General features: G+C 66.4%; 15 protein-coding genes. 9 read left to right on the forward strand and 6 right to left on the reverse strand.

What is annotated here, in order from left to right; all coding sequences use genetic code 11:
* Positions 1-121: 121 nt before the first annotated feature.
* Positions 122-814 (forward strand): winged helix-turn-helix domain-containing protein, encoded by a 693-nt coding sequence (locus ACX80V_RS14930; RefSeq protein WP_058930101.1) that lies wholly within the window; start codon positions 122-124, stop codon positions 812-814.
* The gene (locus tag ACX80V_RS14935; protein WP_485843801.1) at positions 807-1,499 is read left to right on the forward strand and encodes an SRPBCC family protein; all 693 of its coding nucleotides are present in this window, start codon (positions 807-809) and stop codon (positions 1,497-1,499) included. The genes ACX80V_RS14930 and ACX80V_RS14935 overlap by 8 nt, the downstream gene beginning before the upstream one ends.
* Before the next feature lie 150 nt (positions 1,500-1,649).
* Here the strand turns inward: ACX80V_RS14935 and ACX80V_RS14940 are convergent, their stop codons facing one another.
* The gene (locus ACX80V_RS14940; protein WP_485843802.1) at positions 1,650-2,225 is read right to left on the reverse strand and encodes a TetR-like C-terminal domain-containing protein; all 576 of its coding nucleotides are present in this window, start codon (positions 2,223-2,225) and stop codon (positions 1,650-1,652) included.
* Positions 2,226-2,304: 79 nt separating this feature from the next.
* Between ACX80V_RS14940 and ACX80V_RS14945 the strand changes: the two genes are divergently transcribed.
* Positions 2,305-2,808, forward strand: a complete 504-nt coding sequence (locus tag ACX80V_RS14945; protein ID WP_485843803.1) for a DUF4188 domain-containing protein — start codon at positions 2,305-2,307, stop codon at positions 2,806-2,808.
* A gap of 19 nt (positions 2,809-2,827) precedes the next feature.
* On the opposite strand, the gene yczR is transcribed toward ACX80V_RS14945, so the two are convergent.
* Positions 2,828-4,363 (reverse strand): MocR-like transcription factor YczR, encoded by a 1,536-nt coding sequence (gene yczR, locus ACX80V_RS14950; RefSeq protein ID WP_485843804.1) that lies wholly within the window; start codon positions 4,361-4,363, stop codon positions 2,828-2,830.
* A gap of 61 nt (positions 4,364-4,424) precedes the next feature.
* Here yczR and yczE point away from each other — a divergent pair, with 61 nt between their 5' ends.
* Positions 4,425-5,126 (forward strand): membrane protein YczE, encoded by a 702-nt coding sequence (yczE, locus tag ACX80V_RS14955; RefSeq protein ID WP_485843805.1) that lies wholly within the window; start codon positions 4,425-4,427, stop codon positions 5,124-5,126.
* A gap of 30 nt (positions 5,127-5,156) precedes the next feature.
* Here the strand turns inward: yczE and ACX80V_RS14960 are convergent, their stop codons facing one another.
* Genes ACX80V_RS14960 through ACX80V_RS14970 form a run of 3 tightly spaced genes read right to left on the reverse strand, consistent with a single transcriptional unit; the run spans position 5,157 to position 12,713 of the window.
* Positions 5,157-6,002: a DNA-formamidopyrimidine glycosylase family protein gene (locus tag ACX80V_RS14960; protein ID WP_485843806.1), complete on the reverse strand. Its 846-nt coding sequence runs from the start codon at positions 6,000-6,002 to the stop codon at positions 5,157-5,159.
* On the reverse strand, positions 5,995-11,118 hold the full coding sequence (locus ACX80V_RS14965) for an ATP-dependent helicase (protein WP_485843807.1): 5,124 nt from the start codon (positions 11,116-11,118) through the stop codon (positions 5,995-5,997). Before ACX80V_RS14965 ends, ACX80V_RS14960 begins: the two co-directional genes overlap by 8 nt.
* Before the next feature lie 56 nt (positions 11,119-11,174).
* On the reverse strand, positions 11,175-12,713 hold the full coding sequence (locus ACX80V_RS14970; RefSeq protein WP_485843808.1) for an FAD-dependent oxidoreductase: 1,539 nt from the start codon (positions 12,711-12,713) through the stop codon (positions 11,175-11,177).
* A 181-nt stretch (positions 12,714-12,894) separates the two neighbouring features.
* Here ACX80V_RS14970 and ACX80V_RS14975 point away from each other — a divergent pair, with 181 nt between their 5' ends.
* The 5 genes from ACX80V_RS14975 (at position 12,895) to ACX80V_RS14995 (ending at position 19,148) form a co-directional block, all read left to right on the forward strand.
* Positions 12,895-13,905, forward strand: coding sequence for a LacI family DNA-binding transcriptional regulator (locus ACX80V_RS14975; protein ID WP_485843809.1), 1,011 nt, complete (start codon positions 12,895-12,897; stop codon positions 13,903-13,905).
* Entirely contained in the window at positions 13,902-14,876 is a 975-nt protein-coding gene (locus ACX80V_RS14980) for an ABC transporter permease (protein ID WP_485843810.1), read from the forward strand. The genes ACX80V_RS14975 and ACX80V_RS14980 overlap by 4 nt, the downstream gene beginning before the upstream one ends.
* Before the next feature lie 7 nt (positions 14,877-14,883).
* Complete coding sequence (locus ACX80V_RS14985; protein WP_058930092.1) at positions 14,884-15,843, forward strand: carbohydrate ABC transporter permease; 960 nt, start codon at positions 14,884-14,886, stop codon at positions 15,841-15,843.
* A gap of 87 nt (positions 15,844-15,930) precedes the next feature.
* Entirely contained in the window at positions 15,931-17,538 is a 1,608-nt protein-coding gene (locus ACX80V_RS14990) for an ABC transporter substrate-binding protein (protein WP_485843811.1), read from the forward strand.
* 98 nt (positions 17,539-17,636) lie between these two features.
* A complete protein-coding gene (locus ACX80V_RS14995) occupies positions 17,637-19,148 on the forward strand; it encodes a glycoside hydrolase family 32 protein (RefSeq protein WP_485843812.1) in 1,512 nt (503 codons plus the stop codon).
* A 168-nt stretch (positions 19,149-19,316) separates the two neighbouring features.
* On the opposite strand, the gene ACX80V_RS15000 is transcribed toward ACX80V_RS14995, so the two are convergent.
* Entirely contained in the window at positions 19,317-19,940 is a 624-nt protein-coding gene (locus ACX80V_RS15000) for a DUF4232 domain-containing protein (protein ID WP_485843813.1), read from the reverse strand.
* Positions 19,941-20,011 lie beyond the last annotated feature (71 nt).

Below are 20,011 nucleotides of genomic sequence, written 5' to 3' on the forward strand. Positions count from 1 at the left end.
CGATGGTTGGACCCATCGATCGGGCAGGGAACCATCGAATCGGAGCACAGATCCGGCGTTCTCGGCACCGACGGAAAAAAAGTTCTTGACAATAAAAGTTGTCGGTTGGCATGATGGAAGCATGTTGGACATCGAAGTGATCGAGGACCCGGCCGCGGCGGAAGCATCGTTGGACCCGATCCGGACGCGCATCCTCCGGGAGCTCGCGGAGCCGGGGTCGGCCACGCAGCTTGCCGCCAAGGTGGGCCTGCCGCGGCAGAAGGTCAACTACCACCTCAAAGCCCTCGAGCGGCACGGGCTGGTGGAGCTGGTGGAGGAGCGGCGCAAGGGGAACGTCACCGAGCGCGTCCTCCAGGCGACGGCGGCTTCGTATCTGATTTCGCCCGTGGCCCTCGCATCGGTGGCACCGGATCCGCACCGGTTCACCGACCGGTTCTCGGCCTTCTGGCTGCTGGCGCTCGCGGGCCGGATGGTCCAGGAAGTGGGCAAGCTGATTGCCGGTGCGGCCGCGGCCAGGCAGAAACTGGCAACGTTCGCGATCGACGGCGAGATCACCTTCCGGACGGCCGCGGACCGGGCCGCGTTTGCCGAGGAACTCGGCGTCGCCGTGACCCGCCTGGTGGACAAATATCACGACGGCGGCGCGGTCGCCGGCCCGGGCATCACGCCTCCGGCAGACACCCCGGCAGGCGGCTCGCCCCCAAGTGGCACTTCGGCGGGGGGCGGACGGAAGCACCGGCTCGTCGTCGCTCTTCACCCCGTTCTCAAAACCCCCATCAAACCCCTTTCAGCGAAGGAGCAGGACAATGACTGACAACCGCGAATTTGAGATCGTGTACGACACCGAACTGCCCGGCACGCCTGAGCGTGTCTGGGAAGCCGTGACAAGTGGAACGCCGGCGTGGATGTTCCCCACGGACCAGTGGCCGGACGTCAAGACCGTGCGCGAGCATCCCACACATCTCGTCTCCCGGATGGACGGCCCGGATGGCTGGTTCAACCAGCTGGAGCACATCCTGGAACCGCTCGACGGCGGCCGCGCCCGGCTGCACTATGTCCACAGCGGGATTTTCGCCGACAACTGGAACGAACAGTACGACGGCGCCAGCAAGCACACGGCGTTCTACCTGCACACGCTGGGCCAGTACCTGCAGCACTTCGACGGCAAGCCGGTCGTGTTTACGGACATCCAGTCTCCGGCGGCGTCGCAGACCCCGGACGGTTTCGACCGCCTGAAGAAAGCTATGGGCGTGGATTCTGCGGCGCAGGGTTCCGCTGTTGAGCTAGAGCTCGACGGCGTGGGGCGGCTGTCCGGGGAAGTGGACTTCTCCAACGAGCACTTCCTGGGCCTGCGGACGTCGGATGCGATGTACCGGTTCTTCGGCCGCAACGCCTTCGGCGCGCCGGTGGGTATGACTGTGCACGACTTCAGCGGAAGAGGTGACTCTTCAACGACCGCCGAGGCCTGGAGCGGCTTCCTCGAAAAGGTCTACGTTTAAGGGCTCCGGAGCCCAGCACCCGAATATCGACTCGCAGATTATCTGGCGCACCGGGAAATCCACCTGCGTCAGATAATTTGCGCGTCGCGGGCGGATCGGCGCGTCGGGAAAGTCCGCACGGGCGCGAGCATGCAGCGGCGTCAGGTCGCGTCAGGCGGCCCAGCCTCGGGCGACGGCGTCGAGGGCTGCGTTGTATGCGGCAGCCCAGTCTGCGTCCGGCGGCCCCACCTGTGCCAATTCCAGGCTGACCAGGCCGTGGACCTGGCCCCAGATTGCGACGGCGACCATTTCCACGGGTGCCTGCAGCACGGTGCCGGCAGACTGGGCGGAGGCCACTGCTTCCATCAGGGGCTCCATGGCATCGGCGGCAGCATCGGGGCTTGGCTGGCAATCGACGTAGGCTGCCAGCGCGCCACCGAACATCAGCCGGTAGAGCGCCCGATGCTCCAGCGCCCAGGTCCGGTAGGCCGCGCCGAGTCCCCGAAGCCCGCCCGGGGCCGCAGCCACCTGAGAGTCGCGGAACGACCGAAACCCATCGTCCACGACGGCCGTCAGGAGCTGGGATTTTCCGCCGAACAGCGAGTAGACGGCCGTGGTGGACGTTCCGGCGGCCGCTGCCACATCCCGCAGATTCACGCGTGCGGGACCGTCGCGGTCCACCAGGTCGGCTGTGACGGCCAGCAGGTCCTGCCTGAGGGAATCGTTATGCACTACGGGTCTTGCCATGGAGTCCATTGTTTCATAACCTTGTTTCGTAACCGTGTTATGAAACAAGGTTATGAAACCGCGAACCGAAGGAGTTCCCATGGCGCAGAACGTATTTCCGGGCCGGTACACCGCTGACCCGGGCCGCGAATCGGTGACGGTCTTCCTGATCGGCATGCGGGCGAACCGATGGTGGAAGGTCGGGACCGTCGGCAAGGTGGCTGCCGCCATGCCGCGGATGCTCCAGCACCTGGCCGCCGACCCCGCGGCAGGAATGCTCGGCTGTGAGCAGTGGTTCGGCCGCACCACCATCCTGCTCAGCTACTGGGAGAGCCCGGAGCATCTGCGGAAGTTCGCCGCGGACCGGGAGTCCCCGCACCTGGAACCGTGGCGACGATTCATGAAGGAACTCTCCGGGACCGGCGACGTCGGCGTCTGGCATGAGACGTACCAGGTGCCGGCCGGTGGAATTGAAGTTGTCTACAACGGGATGCCGGAGTTTGGGCTGGCCAAGGCGACGGCTCATGTCCCGGTCGGGGCCGGGACCAATACGGCCAAGCAGCGGATTGGGCGGGCCGCAGGCCGCGGTGCCAGCGGCACCTGATCCCGAAAGCCCACGCGCGTCACGCGATAGCCAGGGCCGGCGCGTTCTTCAGGGTCCGGCGGAGCTGCGGGGCGGCGTCGAGCCGGTCCTGGGCTGAGCGCAGGGCCAAGACGGCGGTCTCCAGCTGGTCCGGCGGCAGGGAGAAAGGCACCCGGAGGTAGCGTTCGAAAGCGCCGCCGATGCCAAACCGCGGCCCGGCGGCCAGCCGGATGCCAAAATCCGGAGCGATGACCGTCAGTGCAGTGCTGACTGGTGCGGGCAGCCTGCACCAGACGGACAGTCCGCCGGCCGGGCGTCCCGTTTCCCAGTCCGGCAGGTGTCCGGCAAGGAGCTCCAGAAGTGCGGTGCGGTTGTCCCGGAGGGCGCTAAGCCGTGCGGGGAGCGGCTCGTCGAGGGCGCGGACCAAGTGGGCCGCCGCCAGCTGTTCCATAAGCGGTCCGCCCAGATCCAGGGACGTCCGTGCCGCCGCAAAGCGCTGGATCATGGCTTCGGAGGCGCGGATCCAGCCTGTCCGAAGTCCGGCCCAGTGGGATTTGCTGAGCGAGCCGATGGTGACCACTGCGGGACTGAAGGCTGCCACGGGACTGGTTTCGACGCCGTCGAGGTTCAGCGCCCGGAGGGTCTCGTCCACCACCAGGACCGTCCCCGCAACCGCGGCCGCCCGGACCAGTTGGCGGCGCTGGACATCGGGCATCAGCTGCCCGGTTGGGTTGTGGAAGTCCGGCACGACGTACGCCATCCTGGGACGCTGCTGTGTCATGGCGGCCTGCAGGGCGTGCATGTCCCACGCCAGGGAGGGACCGCCGTCGGCCCTGTCAGTGCCGGCGCCGTGGGCTGCGGTGAACGCCACCGGAATGGCCCGGCACCCGGCCGCGCGGATCGCATCCAGGGCATTTGGGTAGCTGGGGTGTTCCACCAGCACCCTGTCCTGCCGGCCCGCCAAGGCGCGGATGATGATGTTCAGGGCGTGCTGCGCGCCCGATGTCACCAGGATCTGTTCGGCGGTGGTCGGCACGCCGGCCGCCGTATAACGCGCCGCCACCGTCTCGCGCAGGGGGAGCAGACCCATGGCGTCGTAGCCGAATCCCGGCAGCAGGGCGGGAAGTTCGGTGAGGGCTGCGGCGAACGCGCGATGCACCACCTCGCCGCAGGCGGGCAGCGACGCGTAGGCGAGGTCGATCAGACCCTCCGGTGCCGCGAGTCCGGGAGACGTTGTGCCGGGCGTCCGCCCCGCGGTTGTAAGGCCCGGGTCCGTGAGCACCGTGGTACCCAACGCCGTCAGGCGCGGAATCCGGGTCCGGCCCCTGCTGCCCTGCCCGCTGCTGAGGAAACCCTGCTCGCGGAGGTGGCCGTAGGCGGCTGTCACGGTGGTGCGGCTGACGCCTAGCGCCTCAGACAGTGCCCGCTCGCTGGGCAGGGCCGTGTCCAGGGCCACCCGGCCGTCCAGGACCAGGAGGCGGACGACGTCGGCCAGCTCGCGGTACGCGGGCGCGACGCCGAGGTTCCACTCGCCCAGGAGACGGGCCAGCGCAGGCGGGTTCAGCGAAGGGGACATGATGCCAGTATCTCAGACTGGCTATGTAATTCAATGCCAGTTTTCTGTCAGAGTGGTCGTTATGTTGACTCGCAGACTACTCCAGCTCTTTACCGGCCTCGCCATGTACGGCATCTCCCTGGCCATGTTCATCCGTGCCGGACTTGGACTGGACCCGTGGGATGTTTTCCATCAGGGAGTGGCCGGCCGGACGGGACTGAGCATTGGTGTGGTGGTCATCATTGTGAGTTTCCTGGTGCTGCTCCTCTGGATCCCGCTCCGGCAGTGGCCAGGGTTCGGCACGCTCTGCAACGCCGTGCTGGTGGGTGTCTTCGCGGACATCGGCCTGGCCTTGATCCCCGCGTTCTCGCATCTGGGCGGCCAGATCGGCATGCTCGCAGGCGCCGTGCTGCTGAACGGCATCGCGTCCGCCTGCTACATCGGCGCACGGTTCGGTCCGGGTGCCAGGGACGGGCTGATGACCGGGCTGGCTCGGCGCACAGGCTGGTCCGTGCGGGTCTCGCGCACGCTGATCGAAGTGGTCGTGTTGGGAGTGGGCTGGCTGCTGGGCGGTTCCGTGGGCGTGGGCACGGTGGTCTACGCCCTCGCCATCGGGCCGCTGGTGCAGCTGCTGCTCCCGCGGTTCATGGTGCCCACAGCGCTTCCAGCCGAACCTGCAGTCCTCGAGCAGGATGCCGGCGAGTTCGATGCCGCTGAGTTGGACGCTGGCGAGACGGTCACCGGCGAGCCGGTCGCCGTCGAACGCGTTGCCAGGACTTCCTAGGACCGCCTAGGACCGCCCAGGGCACAATGCTCAGGGCAGCATTGGCTGGCACTGCGGGCAGAAGTAGATGTCCCGTTCTTCCTCGCCGTTGGGTTTGCCCAGCGCGCCGCGGCGGATGGGGGTCCGGCATTTCAGGCAGGGCTGGTGTTCGCGCCGGTAAACCCAGTAGCCCGGGCGGCCCGCCATCCGTCCCACGGGCATGCCTCGCGGGTTGAGGACGGTCACCCGGCGTCCCGGGCCCAGGTTGGCTTCGAGCAACTGCTTGGCATCGGTCATCAGGGTCCTGAGGTCGTGGACAGTCGAAACCGGAGTCGCCGGGTGCACACCGGACAGGAAGCACGCCTCGCAGCGATAGATGTTGCCGATGCCCGCCAGATTGCGCTGGTCCAGCAGGGCGACGCCGATGGGCACGTCGGGTGCCGCTCGGATCCGCGCCTCCGCTTCGGCCACGTCCCAGTCCGGACCGAGGAGGTCCGGCCCCAGATGGCCCACGATGGTGTCCTCGTCCGCGGTGCGGACCACTTCCACGATGCCCAGGGAAAATCCGACGGCGTCGGCCACCGCTGTGCGCAGGACGCACCGGGCGGTGAATCCCGGCTTCCGCCAGCGCCCTCCCGGCGGATAGACCTGCCAGGTGCCTTCCATCTTCAGGTGCGAGTGGATGGTGAGTTTCCGCTCGTCCGGTCTATTCCCGTCCGGTCCCACCACGCGCATCAGGAGGTGCTTGCCGCGCGGGACCACCTCCTCCACGGTCCAGCCGGCCAGGTTGAGCGTGGCGAACCTCGGCACGCGGAAGTCCGAGGCGGTGAGCGTCTGCCCAGCCAAGGCCTGGTGCAGTTCGGCGGCCGCCCGCCAGACGGAGTCGCCCTCAGGCACGGATTCTCAGACCTTTGGGCGTGGAGTATGCCCCGGCGGCGGCCAGCGCCGCTGCCACCGGCGTGTCCAGGATGCCGTGGCCGTTGACCTTTTCCATGATGAGCTTGTCCACGGCTCCCCGGGTGACCACACCTACCAAGGCCGCGCCGGCGGCGGACAGCACGGCCGCGTCTTCGCTGAAGGCCAGCAGCGTTTTCCCGCCCCGTTCCACGTAGAGGACCAGGGCGCCGTCCACCATGACCACCAGCGCTCCTGCTTTCCGCCCTGGCCGGTGCCCCGTCCCGGCCTCCACATTGAGTGCCGGCCACGGCAGCGCCGCGCCATAGGGGTTAGCAGGATCCGTGGCCGCAAGGGCCAGTGCCATTGGCTCGGGCTTGGCCAGCTGGGTGTCCTCGGAATAGGAGCGCAGCCGGTCCACGGTTGCGGGAACAGCGAACTGCGCGGCCCCAAGATGCTCGATAAAGTACCCGCGGCGGCAGCGTCCAGCCTCTTCCAACCGGGCCAGGACCTTGTACATCAGGCCGAACCCGCCGAGGATCTGCTCCGCCATGACCGACCCCCGGGTCACCACGCCATACCGGTCCAGCAACAGTTCAGCCGTGGCGCGGGCGTGGATGGTGGCGTCCAGCTCGGGCGAGGGCAGGGCAGACCAACGCCCCGCGGCCAGCGGGGGTGTTGCCGCAGTGCCCGACAACGAGCCGTACCGTCCGCCGCCCAGCGCAGGGGAGCCCAGTCCAGGGGAGCCCAGCCCGGGCGATCCCAGGAGGCCGGTGCCGTGCGAGCGGCCCAGCCTGCTCAGCCTGGGGGCACGGGCGCGGGGCGAGCGGGCCACTTGGCGGTGCGCCGTGTGGCCGCCGGCGATGAGGGCGCGGACCGGGGCGAAGGTGTCACCGGTGATACGGCCCGCCCACGCCAGATCCCACAGTGCGGACACCACTTCCTGGTCGCTGAGCACCGAGTCCATGCCACCGGCCACGTCCTTCAGCTGGCGGAAGAAGTAACCGCCGCCGTTGTTCCTCAGGTGGTCAAGCAGGCGTTGCTGCGCGTCACCGGGTTCGTATTCGACGGCGGGATTCAGCGTCAGTTCGGCGGAATCGGCCAGGTGGAGGCTGACCCAGCCGTCGTTTCCAGGCAGCGCTCCCGCCCCGGACCAGAGGACCTCGCCGGCGGCCATGAGCTCGTCGAGCATGGCGGGCTGGTAGTTCGAAACCCTGCTGGCCAGGACCAGCGGCTCCCACGCCGAAGCCGGTACCGGCACGCCGGAGAGCTGGTCGATCGCGGTGACAATACCGTCCAGCCCCCGCAGGGACGGCTGCCCGCGCCCGGCTCCCGGAGTGCGGACATGCTGCCAGGCCGGCAGGAAGCGCCCATAGGCGGCGGCGTCCACCGGTTCCACTTCGGCGCGCAGTGCTGCGAGCGAACGACGCCGGAGCTTGCGGAGCACCTCGGCGTCGCACCATTCGCTGGTGGTGGGGGAGGGAAGATGCGTCTGCTTGGATTCTGGCGGGAGCGGCTGAGCCGTTTGGACATCCTCAACTGGTGTGTCGTCCGATGGCCCATAGTTGGCCGCCTGTTCCGGCGGGGCAGCGTGCGGCCGGAACTCGCCTTCCACCACGCGGCCGTCCGCGGCGAGACGTTTCAATGCAGTGCCCACCACGGCGACGCCGAGCCCCAACCGGGCCGCGGCTTCCGCCGAGGTGAAGGGCCCGTGCGTGCGGGCGTACCGGGAGACGAGGTCGCCCAGGGGATCGGCCACCGGTTCGATGAAGGCGAGGGGTACGCCCATGGGCAGCGGAACGCCGATGGCATCACGGAGCCGGGCGGCATCCTCGACCGCGGCGTAGCGTTCAGCCCCGCCGACGTTGACTTTGATGGCCCGGTTGGCCCGCAGCAGCGCAGTCAGGTGGGACGTGGCCAGAGGCGTGCCGGCATGCGGGGTTTCGACAGGATCAACCACCGGAGTTTCGACGGGCTCAACCACCACCGCAGGCTCCACCACCGGCGCAGCCTCCAGACGGGCGGCGACTTCTTCCGGGGTCAGCGGGCCCAGCAACCTGAGAAGATCGGCAACGCCTTCCATGCCCCGGGCACGGCGGTCCGGGGCAAGGCGTTGAAGTTCAAGCTCGGTGGCCTCGATGACCTTCGCGTCGAGCAGTTCGCGGAGCTCAACGCGGCCGAGCAGCTCGTTCAAGAGCGTCGAGTCCAGGGCCAGGGCCGCGGCCCGGCGTTCGGCCAGTGGCGAGTCCCCTTCATACAGGAACTGGGCCACGTACCCGAACAGCAGGGACTTGGCGAACGGTGAGGGCTGCTGTGTGGTGGTCTGCACGATCCTGAGTTCGCGGCGTTCCACCGAGGCCGCAATGTCCTTCAGGGCCGGAAGGTCGTACACGTCCTGGAGGCATTCGCGAACGGTCTCCAGCACGATGGGGAATGTGGGGTATTTCCGCGCGACATCAAGCAGTTGGGCGGACCGCTGGCGCTGCTGCCAGAGCGGCTGCCGCTTGCCGGGGGTTTGCCGGGGAAGCAGCAGGGCGCGCGCGGCACATTCCCGGAAACGCGACGCGAAGAGCGCACTGCCGCCTACCTCGGCGGTGACAATCTGCTCCAGCTCGTCGGGATCAAACAGGAACAGCTCGGCGCCGGGCGGTTCGTCCTCCATCATGGGGACCCGCAGCACGATGCCGTCGTCCGCCGCCATGGCAGACCCGTCCAGGCCGTACCGTTGGTGCAGGCGCTGCCCGACGGCGAGTGCCCAGGGAGCGTGCACCGGCATCCCGAACGGGCTGTGCAGGATCACCCGCCAGTCGCCCAGTTCGTCGTGGAAGCGCTCCACCACCAGCGTTGTGTCGCAGGGGACCACCTCGGTGGCGAGCTTCTGTTCACTGAGGTACTGGATCAGGTTGTTCGCGGCGAATTCATCCAGCCCGCTGGCCTTGCAGCGTTCGGTGGCAGGGCCGACGTCGGACGCGGACAGTTCACGCACGAAGGCGCCCAGCGCACGGCCCAGGTCAACGGGCCGCCCCAGTGAGTCCCCCTTCCAGAAGGGGAGTTTGCCCGGCTGGCCGAAGGCGGGGGAGACCAGGACGCGGTCGTGGGTGATGTCTTCGATTTTCCAGCTAGTGGCGCCCAGCGCAAAAATGTCACCCACCCGGGACTCGTAGACCATCTCCTCGTCCAGCTCGCCCACGCGGCGGCCGCCTTTTGCCGGTGACGCGGCGGGTTTGCCGTCCGCTCCCGGCGCACCGGAGCCTTCCACCTCCGTGCCGATGATGTAGACACCGAAAAGGCCGCGGTCCGGGATGGTGCCGCCGGACGTCACGGCAAGCCGTTGGGCCCCGGGCCTGCCTTCGATGGTGCCGGCGTTCCGGTCCCAGATGATCCGGGGCCGGAGTTCGGCGAATTCATCCGACGGGTACCGCCCGGCCAGCAGGTCAAGGGTTGCCTCGTACGCGGACCGGGGGAGGGATGCGAACGGGGCGGACCGGCGGACGGTGGCGAACCATTCCTCCACATCGATGCTGCCCAGGGCGGTGGCCGCGACGGTCTGCTGGGCCAGGATGTCCAAGGGGTTGGCCGGGACGAAAAGCCGCTCGATCTTCCCTACGAGCATCCTCTCCACTGTGATGGCCGTGTGCACCAGGTCTGCCCGGTGCTTGGGAAACAGTACACCCTGCGAAATTTCCCCCACCTGGTGCCCGGCACGGCCCACGCGCTGGAGTCCGCTGGCCACCGACGGCGGTGATTCCACCTGCACCACAAGGTCCACGGCCCCCATGTCGATGCCGAGTTCCAGTGACGAAGTGGCCACGACGCAGCGCAGCCGGCCGGACTTGAGGTCGTCCTCTATGAGCGCCCGTTGGTCCTTGGAAACGGAGCCGTGGTGGGCACGGGCCAGCAGCGGATCGGCTCCCGCCGTGCTGCCGGCCTGCGCCATCATGTGGGCCGGCGTCGCCGTGGAGGCAGGATTGAAATCAGGACCGAACGCAGCGGCTCCGGACGGAAACCCTAGGTCCGCGGCACCAGCGTCAGGCGAGTCCCAGCCACCGCCGACCGTGATCAGCTGCCGTTCGGCGTAAATCTCGTTGAGCCGCGCCGTGAGCCGTTCAGCCAGGCGACGGGAGTTCGCGAAGACGATGGTGGACTGGTTGGCCAGCACCAGGTCAACGATCTTTTCCTCCACATGGGGCCAGATCGAGGCCTGAGGCTGCAGGCCTGATGCCGGACCGGAGTCAAAGGCGCCCGCGGCGCCCGGGAGGTCGGACATGTCCTCCACGGGGACGGAAACGGTAAGGTCCCAGTTCTTCCGCGACGGCGGGGCCACGATTTCCACCGGCGCAGCACCGGCCAGGAACTGGGCCACCAACTCGCGCGGCTCCACCGTGGCGGAGAGTCCGATCCGCTGGGCGGGCTTGGGCAGCAGCGCATCCAGCCGTTCCAGGGAGACCGCAAGGTGCGCGCCACGCTTGGTTCCAGCGACGGCATGGACCTCGTCAACGATGATGGTGTCCACCTCGGTGAGGGTCTCGCGCGCCCTGGACGTGAGCATCAGGAACAGCGATTCCGGCGTGGTGATGAGGATGTCCGGCGGGTTGCTGAGCAGCGCGCGACGGTCCGCCGTCGTAGTGTCACCGGACCGGACCCCCACGGTGATCAGGGGCGCCGGCAGCCCCAGCCGCTTGGCAGTCTGGGTGATTCCGATTAGCGGCGAGCGGAGGTTGCGTTCCACATCCACACCAAGGGCCTTCAGCGGCGAGATGTACAGGACGCGGGTCTTGCGTTTGGGCGGGCGGGGGCGTCGTCCCTTGGCCTGCCCTTTCACCGGCACAGCATCCACGCCCGGCAATACAGGGTCACCCAGTTCCGGACCAGGGAAGGGAGCCTCAACAAGCAAACGATCCAAAGCCCAGAGGAACGCCGCGAGCGTCTTGCCGGACCCGGTGGGTGCCACCACCAGCGCGTGCGAGCCGGACGAGATGGCGTTCCAGGCGCCGGTCTGGGCAGGGGTGGGCTCCGCAAAGGCGCCCAGGAACCAGTCGCGCGTGGGCCGGCTGAAACGGCCCATGGGAGTGCCGGGAAGGGCGTCCGGCTCCGCTCCCGGCGGTTGCTGCTCCTGCATTCCTCCATCATGCCCTACCCCACCGACAGTATTGCTGGCCCCGCTGGAGGCGTGGATCAACCTTGCTCGAACCTCGGAAGATCCCTGGTGGCGGGTCCTTCAAGGAGCTTGCCGTCGGGGCTGAAGCGCGAGCCGTGGAGCGGGCAGTCCCAGGTCAGTTCGCTGTCGTTCCAGTGGACAATCCCGCCCAGATGCGTGCAGACGGCGGAGAGCCGGCACATGGTGCCGTCGACTGTGGAGACCGCCGCCGGCCGGGCGCCGTCGCGGTAAACCGTCGCCTCGCCGTCGGGCGGTACGGCACCTCCGGTGGTTGAGCCCGCCGAAGCCCCGGTTTCGGCAGGCTGAACCATAGACTTGCCAGCCGCCACCTTTCCCCAGTCGGTGGCCAGCCGCGCAGCCACGCCCGCGTTGACGGCGACGGCGGTCAGCGCCCCGCCAGGAGACGTCACGCGGTGATGGATCGTGTTGGCCCAACGGAGGCTGCCGCCGAGGATGTCCGCGGAAATGCCCAGGGCAGCGGCCACCGCGTTGGTCATGCCCCACTTGTTGTAGCCGGTGCCGAAGAAGATGTGGCCCCGGCCCCGGGGCAGTTTGCCAAAGAAGGGCATGAGGTTGGTGGCCTGGTAGTCCTGGGCCGACCACGTGTGGGTGGCCACCGCGCCCGGGAAGTGCCCCGTAGCCCAGTCCAACAGACCCGACAGATGGGACTTTTCCGATTCCGTCCGCGCCACCTGATGCCCATGCCCGCCCACCAACAGGAACTGACGACCGTCAGTCTCATAGTCCCGCAAGGAGTGGGTGGGTTCCTCCGCCGATAGGTACATTCCGGGCGGCGCAGTGACTCCGGCGGGCAGTTCCAGGGCCGCGGCATAGGAGCGTAAGGGCTTGAGTTTGGTGAAGTAGAGCCCGCGGTCCAGGACAGGGATCCCAGTGGCCAGCACAACGTTGTTGGCGGTGACCGTGCCCTGGTCCGTGTGGACGGTCAGCGGTCCGCTCCCGGAGACATTCCGCAGCCGGGTCCCGCCCACCACGCTCCCGCCGCGGGCCCGGACGTCCTTCAGCAGCGTGTCCAGGACGTCCATGGGATTGATCTGGGCCTGATTGGTCAGGAGCAGGGCGCCTTGGATGGGGAAGGGGAGGCGTGCATCGCGGACGTACTCGACGTCCAGGCCGGCGGTGGTCGCTGCGCCGAGTTCCTCAAGCAGCCGCTCCGTCCCCTGGGCAGTGGTGGCGTACGTGTAGGCATCCCGGCGCTGATACGGCACGTGGTGTTCGTCGAGATAGCGAAGCAGCCAGGACTGCCCCTCCCGGTTGGCCTCAACGTAGGCGCCAACCTGCTTCTGCGCATACTGCCTGGCCAGGGCGGACAGGACGGTCCCCTGCAGCAGGCTGACTTTCGCCGTTGTGTTCCCGGTGGTCACGGCCCCGGGAAACCTGGCCTCCAGGACCAGGACTCGCTGCCCGGACCGGGCCAGCAGCAGCGCGGTGACCAGCCCCGTCAGCCCGGCCCCCGCCACCACCGTGTCGTAGCTGCTGCCTGCCTCGAACGTGTCAGTGCTGAAGGATTGCCGGCGGTCTAGCCAGAGCGACATCATGGAAGCTAAGTGTACTTACTATGGCCCGCCAGGCCCAGAGCCTTGGGGATGCGGGCACACTGTTGACGCCGGATGTGATGCACGATACAGTTCTACGAAGTTATACGAATAACCCACGAAAGCAACTGGCCCGAGGAGGTGCCCATTTATGGCTGGATCACGGCCAAAGTCAGGACCGACAATGCACGACGTCGCTGCTGCTGCCGGTGTTTCACAGGCCACCGTGTCATTGGTGCTGAATTCGGCCTCCGGGTCGCGCTTCTCCGAGGATACCCGTAAGCGCGTTCGGGACGCCGTGAACCGGCTCGGCTACCGCACTAACGCCCACGCCAAAGTCCTTCGCGAGGGCGTGGCCGGCATGATCGGTTTCATCGGCGATTCCGTGGCCACCACTCCTTTTGCGGGCGCCATCATCGAAGGCGCGCAGCAGCGGGCGTGGGAGGACGGGCTCCTCCTGCTCTCGGTGAACACCGGTGGAGATAGGCAGCTCGAGGCCGCTTCGTTGGACACCATGCTCTCCTATAAGGTTGCCGGCGTGGTCTACGCCGCCATGTATCACCGGCGGCTGGAAGTTCCGGAGGCCCTGGCGGGCGTCAGGTCCGTGGTGCTGAATTCGCAGGACCGGGCCGGTCAGGTCCCGAGTGTCGCCCCGGACGAGGTCAAGGGCGGGTACGCGGCCACCACCCGACTGCTCGAGGCAGGCCACGCCAGGGTAGGGATGATCAATATCGAAACTCTTGAAAGCGGGCTTCCTGCCGCCGTCGGCCGCTACGAGGGCTACTGCGCGGCACTTGAGGAAGCGGGGCTGGACGTTGATCCGTCGCTGGTCCGTTTCGGTCAAGGCGGTGAGGAACATGGCTACAAGTACGCGATGGAGCTGCTGACCTCCAGCAACCCGCCGACCGCGATTTTTTGCGCGAACGATCGCGGCGCCTGGGGTGCCTATCAGGCCGTCTCGGACCTGCGCCTCTCAATCCCTGGGGACGTCTCGATCGTGGGGTTCGATAATCAGGCGACTCTGGCGCCGTTTCTTCGTCCGGGATTGACCACTTTTGAATTGCCGTTCGTCGCCATGGGCCGGCGCGCGGTTGAGCTGATCCTCCAGGATGCGGAACCCGATGGCCGGGTCGAGCTGATGGACTGCCCTCTGATTGAACGGAATTCAGTGACTCATCCTAAGGAGATGCCATGAGCCGCACCATCCCGGCCCGACGCGGGCGTCCTGCTGCGGCGCCGTTGCCGCAGCGGAAAACTTCTCTTTCGCTCCGCTTGAAGAGGATTTCCCGCGCCTGGCAGTTATACGTATTACTAGCCCCGGCGATCATCTACGTTCTGGTCTTCAAGTACTGGCCGATGTACGGCGTTCAGATCGCTTTCAAGAACTACAACCCGGTGGACGGGTTTACGGACAGCCCCTGGGTGGGCCTGACCCACTTCATCAGGTTTGTGAACTCTTACCAGTTCGGCCAGGTGGTCGGTAACACCTTGTGGATCGCCGTCCTAGGCCTGCTGCTGGCCTTCCCCATTCCGATCATCCTGGCGTTGCTGGTCAACCAGCTCCAGAGCGAGAGGTTCAAGAAGTTCACGCAGACGGTGCTGTATTCGCCCGCATTCATCTCCACCGTGGTGGTGGTGGGCATCATGTTCGTAGTCCTGTCCCCGAGGTCGGGGCTGGTGAACAACGCCATCCAGCTGGGCGGCGGTGAGCCGATCTTCTTCATGGGTTCGGCGGAGTGGTTCCGTCCTATCTATGTGATCTCGGATGTCTGGCAGAACGCCGGCTTCTCGATGATCGTGTACCTGGCGGCCCTGGCGGCCATCGACCCGGCGCTCCACGATGCGGCCAAGGTCGACGGTGCCTCGAAGCTGCAGCGCATCCGGCACATTGACCTGCCGGGCATCATGCCGGTGGTGACCATCCTGTTCATCCTGGCTATCGGCAACCTGCTCAACGTCGGTTTCGAGAAGGCGCTGCTGATGCAGACGCCGCTGAACCTCTCAAGCTCGGAGATCATCCAGACCTACGTCTACCACGCGGGCCTGCAGCAGGCGCAGTTCAGCTACTCGGCCGCCATCGGCCTGTTCAACTCCCTCCTCAACCTGGCACTGCTGCTCGTCTTCAACACGATTGCGCGCCGGGCCAACCAAGCGACCCTGTGGTGATGCCGAAATGTCCCTGACAACCAACCCCCGCACAACCGTGAACCCGAACCGGCCCCTCAGCCAGGTCCGCCCCAAGCCGTCGCTGCGCGACAAATACGGCGACCGAGCCTTCAACATCGCCGCCACCACTGTCCTGTTGCTGTCCATCCTGGCCGTGGTCTATCCGCTGTACTTCATCGTCATCGCTTCCATTAGCGACCCGAATGCCGTGTACGAAGGTAAGGTCTGGCTGTTTCCTTCCGGGGTGACTACAGAGGGTTACGAACGGATCTTCGCCGACAGCCGCATCTGGAATGGCCTGGGCAACACCGTCATCTACACCGTGCTCGGCACCGCCGTGAGCGTCAGCACCATCCTGTGCGGCGCCTACGCACTGTCCCGCAAGGACATGCCCGGCCGGAAGATTCTGATGCTCCTGTTCGTGATCACCATGTTCTTCGACGGCGGACTCATCACCAAGTACCTGGTGGTCCGCGACCTGGGCATGCTGGACACCGTCTGGGCAGTGGTCCTTCCCGGCGCGGTGGGCGTGTGGAACCTGATCATCGCCAGGTCCTTCTTTGAACACACCATCCCCAACGAGCTGCGCGAAGCCGCGCAGATGGACGGGGCAACCGACTTCAAATTCTTCTTCAAAATGGTGCTCCCACTGTCCAAACCGCTGATCATGCTCATGATCATGGTCCACGTCGTGGCTCAGTGGAACTCGTTCTTTGACGCACTGATCTTCCTCAACGACGACTCCAAATACCCGCTGCAGCTCGTCCTGCGCAACATCCTCATCCAGTCAGACGTCTCCTCCACCGGAACCACCGGCGGAGACATCGAATCCTATGCCGCCGCGCAAAGGATCGCAGAGCTCACCAAGTACGCCATGATCGTCGTCTCGAGCCTGCCCCTCATGATTGCCCTGCCATTCATGCAGAAGCACTTCACCAAGGGCGCCATGATCGGCGCCGTCAAATAGCTCCTTCCCTTAGGGAAACCGCCCGGGCAATCGCCGTCGGACGGCACCATCCCCACCTCAGAAACCCCCCTCAGAATAGGAATCACCATGGCATTCAGCCGCAAATTCACCGCCCTCGGCGCCGTCCTGGCCGGAACATTGATGTTCACCGCCTGCTCCGGCGGCGGCTCAGGCACCACGGAGATCAAAGACGCCTCCGCGGACTTCGGCTTCCAGGAAACAGGCTTCCCGATCGTCAGCAAGCAGCTCGACCTGACCTTCTCTGGCACCAAGTCGGCTCTCGCACCGGACTACAACACCATGACCGTGGTCAAGGAATGGGAAAAAGCCACCAACGTCCACATCAACTGGGAGAACCTGCCCGAAACGGTCTTCCAGGAAAAGAAGAACCTCATCCTGGCCAGCGGTGACCTGCCCGACGCGTTCTTCAACACCGGCCTGACCGACGCCGAGATCGCCACCTACTCCGCCAGTGGCACGCTCATCCCGCTCGAGGGTCTGATCGAGAAGAACGCCCCGAACCTCTCCAAGATGCTCTCGGAACGACCTGACATCAAGGCAGCCATCACCTCGTCGGACGGGCACATCTACTCCCTGCCGTCGGTGGAGGAGCTCGGCCTGGTCCAGTTCCCCAACGAACTGGCCATCAACACTTCCTGGCTGAAGAAGCTCAACATCCCGATGCCGAAAACCATCGATGAGTTCCACGACGCACTGCTGGCCTTCAAGACCCAGGACGCCTCCGGGACCGGCAAAACTATCCCGCTGAGCTTCATGCCCGGCTCTTGGTGCGGGGACATCGTTGACCTGATCGCCGCCCTCGGCGGAGTGCCGGACAACATGGACCACCGCATCGTCCAGGACGACAAAGTCATCTTCACCCCCACCCAGGACGGCTACAAAAAAGCCATCCTGACGCTGCACGAGTGGTACCAGGAAGGCCTGATCGACCCCGAATCCTTCTCCCAGGATGACAAGGCGTACCTGGCCAAGGGCAAAGCCGCCACGGAAAACCTCGGCTCATTCGTCTGGTGGGAAGTCCCCGAAATGGTCGGCGCTGACCGCGCCAACAACTACTCCCTCGTCCCCGTCCTCGAAGGCGTGAACGGCAAACGGATCGCCAGCCAGTCCAACAACCAGGAAATCTCCCGCGGCGCCTTCGCCATCACCCGGGCCAACAAATACCCGGCCGCGACCATGCGCTGGGCCGACAACCTCTATGACCCCATCCAGTCCGCCCAGGCCAACTGGGGACCCATCGGTGAAACCCTGCAAAAGGACGCCAGCGGCCTGCTGACGCAGATCCCCGCCCCGGCCGGGACCAGCGAAGGCGAACGCCGCCAAAAGGTCGCCCCGGGCGGCCCGAAGGCCAACACCGCCGAGAACTTCACCACCGTCGTCGCGCCAGAACCACGCGCCGCCGAACGCCAGAAGACCGTCAACGAACTCTACAAGCCCTTCGCCGGCAACGACGGCTACCCGCCGGTCGCCCTCTCCAACGAAGAACTGCAGCAGATCAGCACCATCCAGACGGACATCACCTCCCTGGTGAAGCAGAACATGGCCAAGTGGATCGTCTCCGGCGGCATCGAGCAGGAATGGGACGGCTACGTCTCCCAGCTCAAAAATGTCGGCGTCGACAAAATGATTGAGGTCTACCAGCAGGCCTACGACCGCTACAAGAGCAACTCCTAGCTCCGACAAACCGGGTGGGCCGGCGCAAACCGGCCCACCCGCCCACGAAACCCTGTACAGGGGCTCCCAGACTTGCAAAGAAACGAGACCTGACCTTCATGACTGCCGCGACCGCCACGACAGCCGACACCTTCCGGCCGGCCCTGCACTACGCCGCCCGGAACACCTGGCTCAATGATCCCAACGGCCTGATTTTTCACGACGGCGTCTACCACCTCTACTACCAGAACAACCCGCTGGATAATGTCTGGGGCAACATGTCCTGGGGACACGCCACCTCCCCGGACCTGGTCACCTGGACCGAACACCCCGTCGCCATCGCCTGTGACGAGGAAGAAGACATCTTCTCCGGCAGCATCGTCTTGGACCGGGACAACACCAGCGGATTCGGGACCGACTCGGCCCCGCCCCTGGTCGCCGTCTACACCAGCGCCTTCAAGCCCGGCTCCACACACGAGGGGCTCCAGGCACAGTCGCTCGCCTACAGCCGCGACGGCGGCTACACCTGGACCAAACACGCCGCCAACCCCGTCCTGAACCGTGGATCCGCCGAGTTCCGCGACCCCAAAGTCATCAGGTACGACGGCGGTGCCGGCAGCTACTGGGTCATGGTCGCCGTGGAAGCCACGGACTTCCAGGTGGTGCTCTACAAGTCGCACGACCTCAAGAGCTGGGAGCCGCTGAGTACGTTCGGCCCGGCCAACGCCACCGGAGGCGTCTGGGAATGCCCGGACCTGTTCCCGCTGCCCGTCGACGGTGATCCGACCAACCTGCAGTGGGTCCTCACCGTCAACCTCAACCCGGGCGGACCCAACAACGGCACCGCCGGGCAGTACTTCGTGGGGGATTTCGACGGGACCACATTCACCTCGGCCACCACCGTGACCGAAGGCCTCCAGGACCCGGACCGGCTGGGCGAGTACCAGTGGCTGGACTGGGGCCGCGACTACTACGCCGCCGTTTCGTTCAGCGACGTTCCGGACGGCCGGCGGCTCATGATCGGGTGGATGAACAACTGGCAATACGCCAACCAGATCCCCACCTCGCCCTGGCGCAGCCCCATGACGCTGGCCCGCGAAGTATCCCTCCGCACCATCGACGGAAAAGCGCGACTCGTTCAAGAGGCCGCCGGAGATTTCGCCTCAATTTCCGACCCGGCCCGGGCGTTCAGCCTCGCGCACACGGAAATCGCTGAGGGTACACACATCCTGGACGGTGCAGCGGGCAGCGTCCAACGCATCGATATCACCCTGACGCCCGGAAACGCCACGGAATTCGGGCTTGTGGTCCGCGGCGACGGGGACCAGGGAACCCGCATCGGCGTCAGCCCCGCTGAAGGCACCCTCGTTGTTGACCGCCGCGATTCCGGGCAGACAAGTTTCCACGAAACTTTCGCCTCCATCGACGCAGCCCCCATCCGCGGGATCGAAGGCTCCTACAAGCTCACCATCTTCGTGGACCGCTGCTCCGTTGAGGTCTTCGCCCAGGACGGCCAGGTCACCATGACCGAACTGATCTTCCCGGCACCCACCAGTACCGACCTGGCGCTCTATTCCATCGGTGGCACAGCCACCGTAAACAGCCTCAACGTCACTCAGTTCGTCGCCTGACTGCAGAGTTCGCGGTCACGGCACACCAGCCGAAGAAAGACAGCAGATGCACTACCCCGCCGCGCCCGGCCCGGCCGAACTTGCCTGGACGTCATCGTCGTCGGCGAGGCGCTCACCGACGTCGTCACCTCGCCCCAGGGCACAAGTGACCGAATCCTTCCCACATTTTCAGGCGGGCTGGAAAGCTCCCACGCTCAGGAGGGCGATGTTCGCATTAGTGCACGCGCTGGTGGGCTGCGGCAGGAACAACGACGCCGTGTCTTCGGGCGGGTAGATGCGGTAGCCGGCCGCGTCCGTCAGTGTGCAGTCGCTGTAATTCGCGGCCTGGGTGTAGCGGAGCACGGCAGTTCCGGTCTGGCCCGGCGCGAGCAGGACGTCCGCTACGGGGGTGGTTTCGTCGCGGGTCGCCGCCGCACCAATCGGTGCACCGTCGGCGTTGGCGGTCAGCGACACCCCCGGGTAGCCCTTGAGCAGGCAGGGCGCCGTGCCCGTATTCGTGAGGTTCAGCTTCATGTAGACGCTGCCCGCCGCGCCCCCGCCGGACGCATCGGTAGCCGCCGACAGTGTGGCCGCTTTGCAGAGCGCGGGACCGGCCTGGGTGGTGCCGGACGACGACGGCGACTGGGACGCGCCCGGAGACGCCGGCGTGGTGGACGGGCTGGCGGAGTTGGTCCCCGGCGTCGTCGTCCCCCGCGTCTGCGGCTGGCTCGGTCCGCAGGCAGTGAGCATCAGCGCCGCCGCCGCGACCGCCGTCGTAAAAACAAACACCCGTGACATTCGCTGAGAGCTCATGCCATAACAGTTGCGGCCTGTGTGGCTGGAGTCAACGATGCCACGGGCAGGCAGGACGATTTGATGCCCGG

This window comes from Pseudarthrobacter arbutini, from assembly GCF_054510915.1.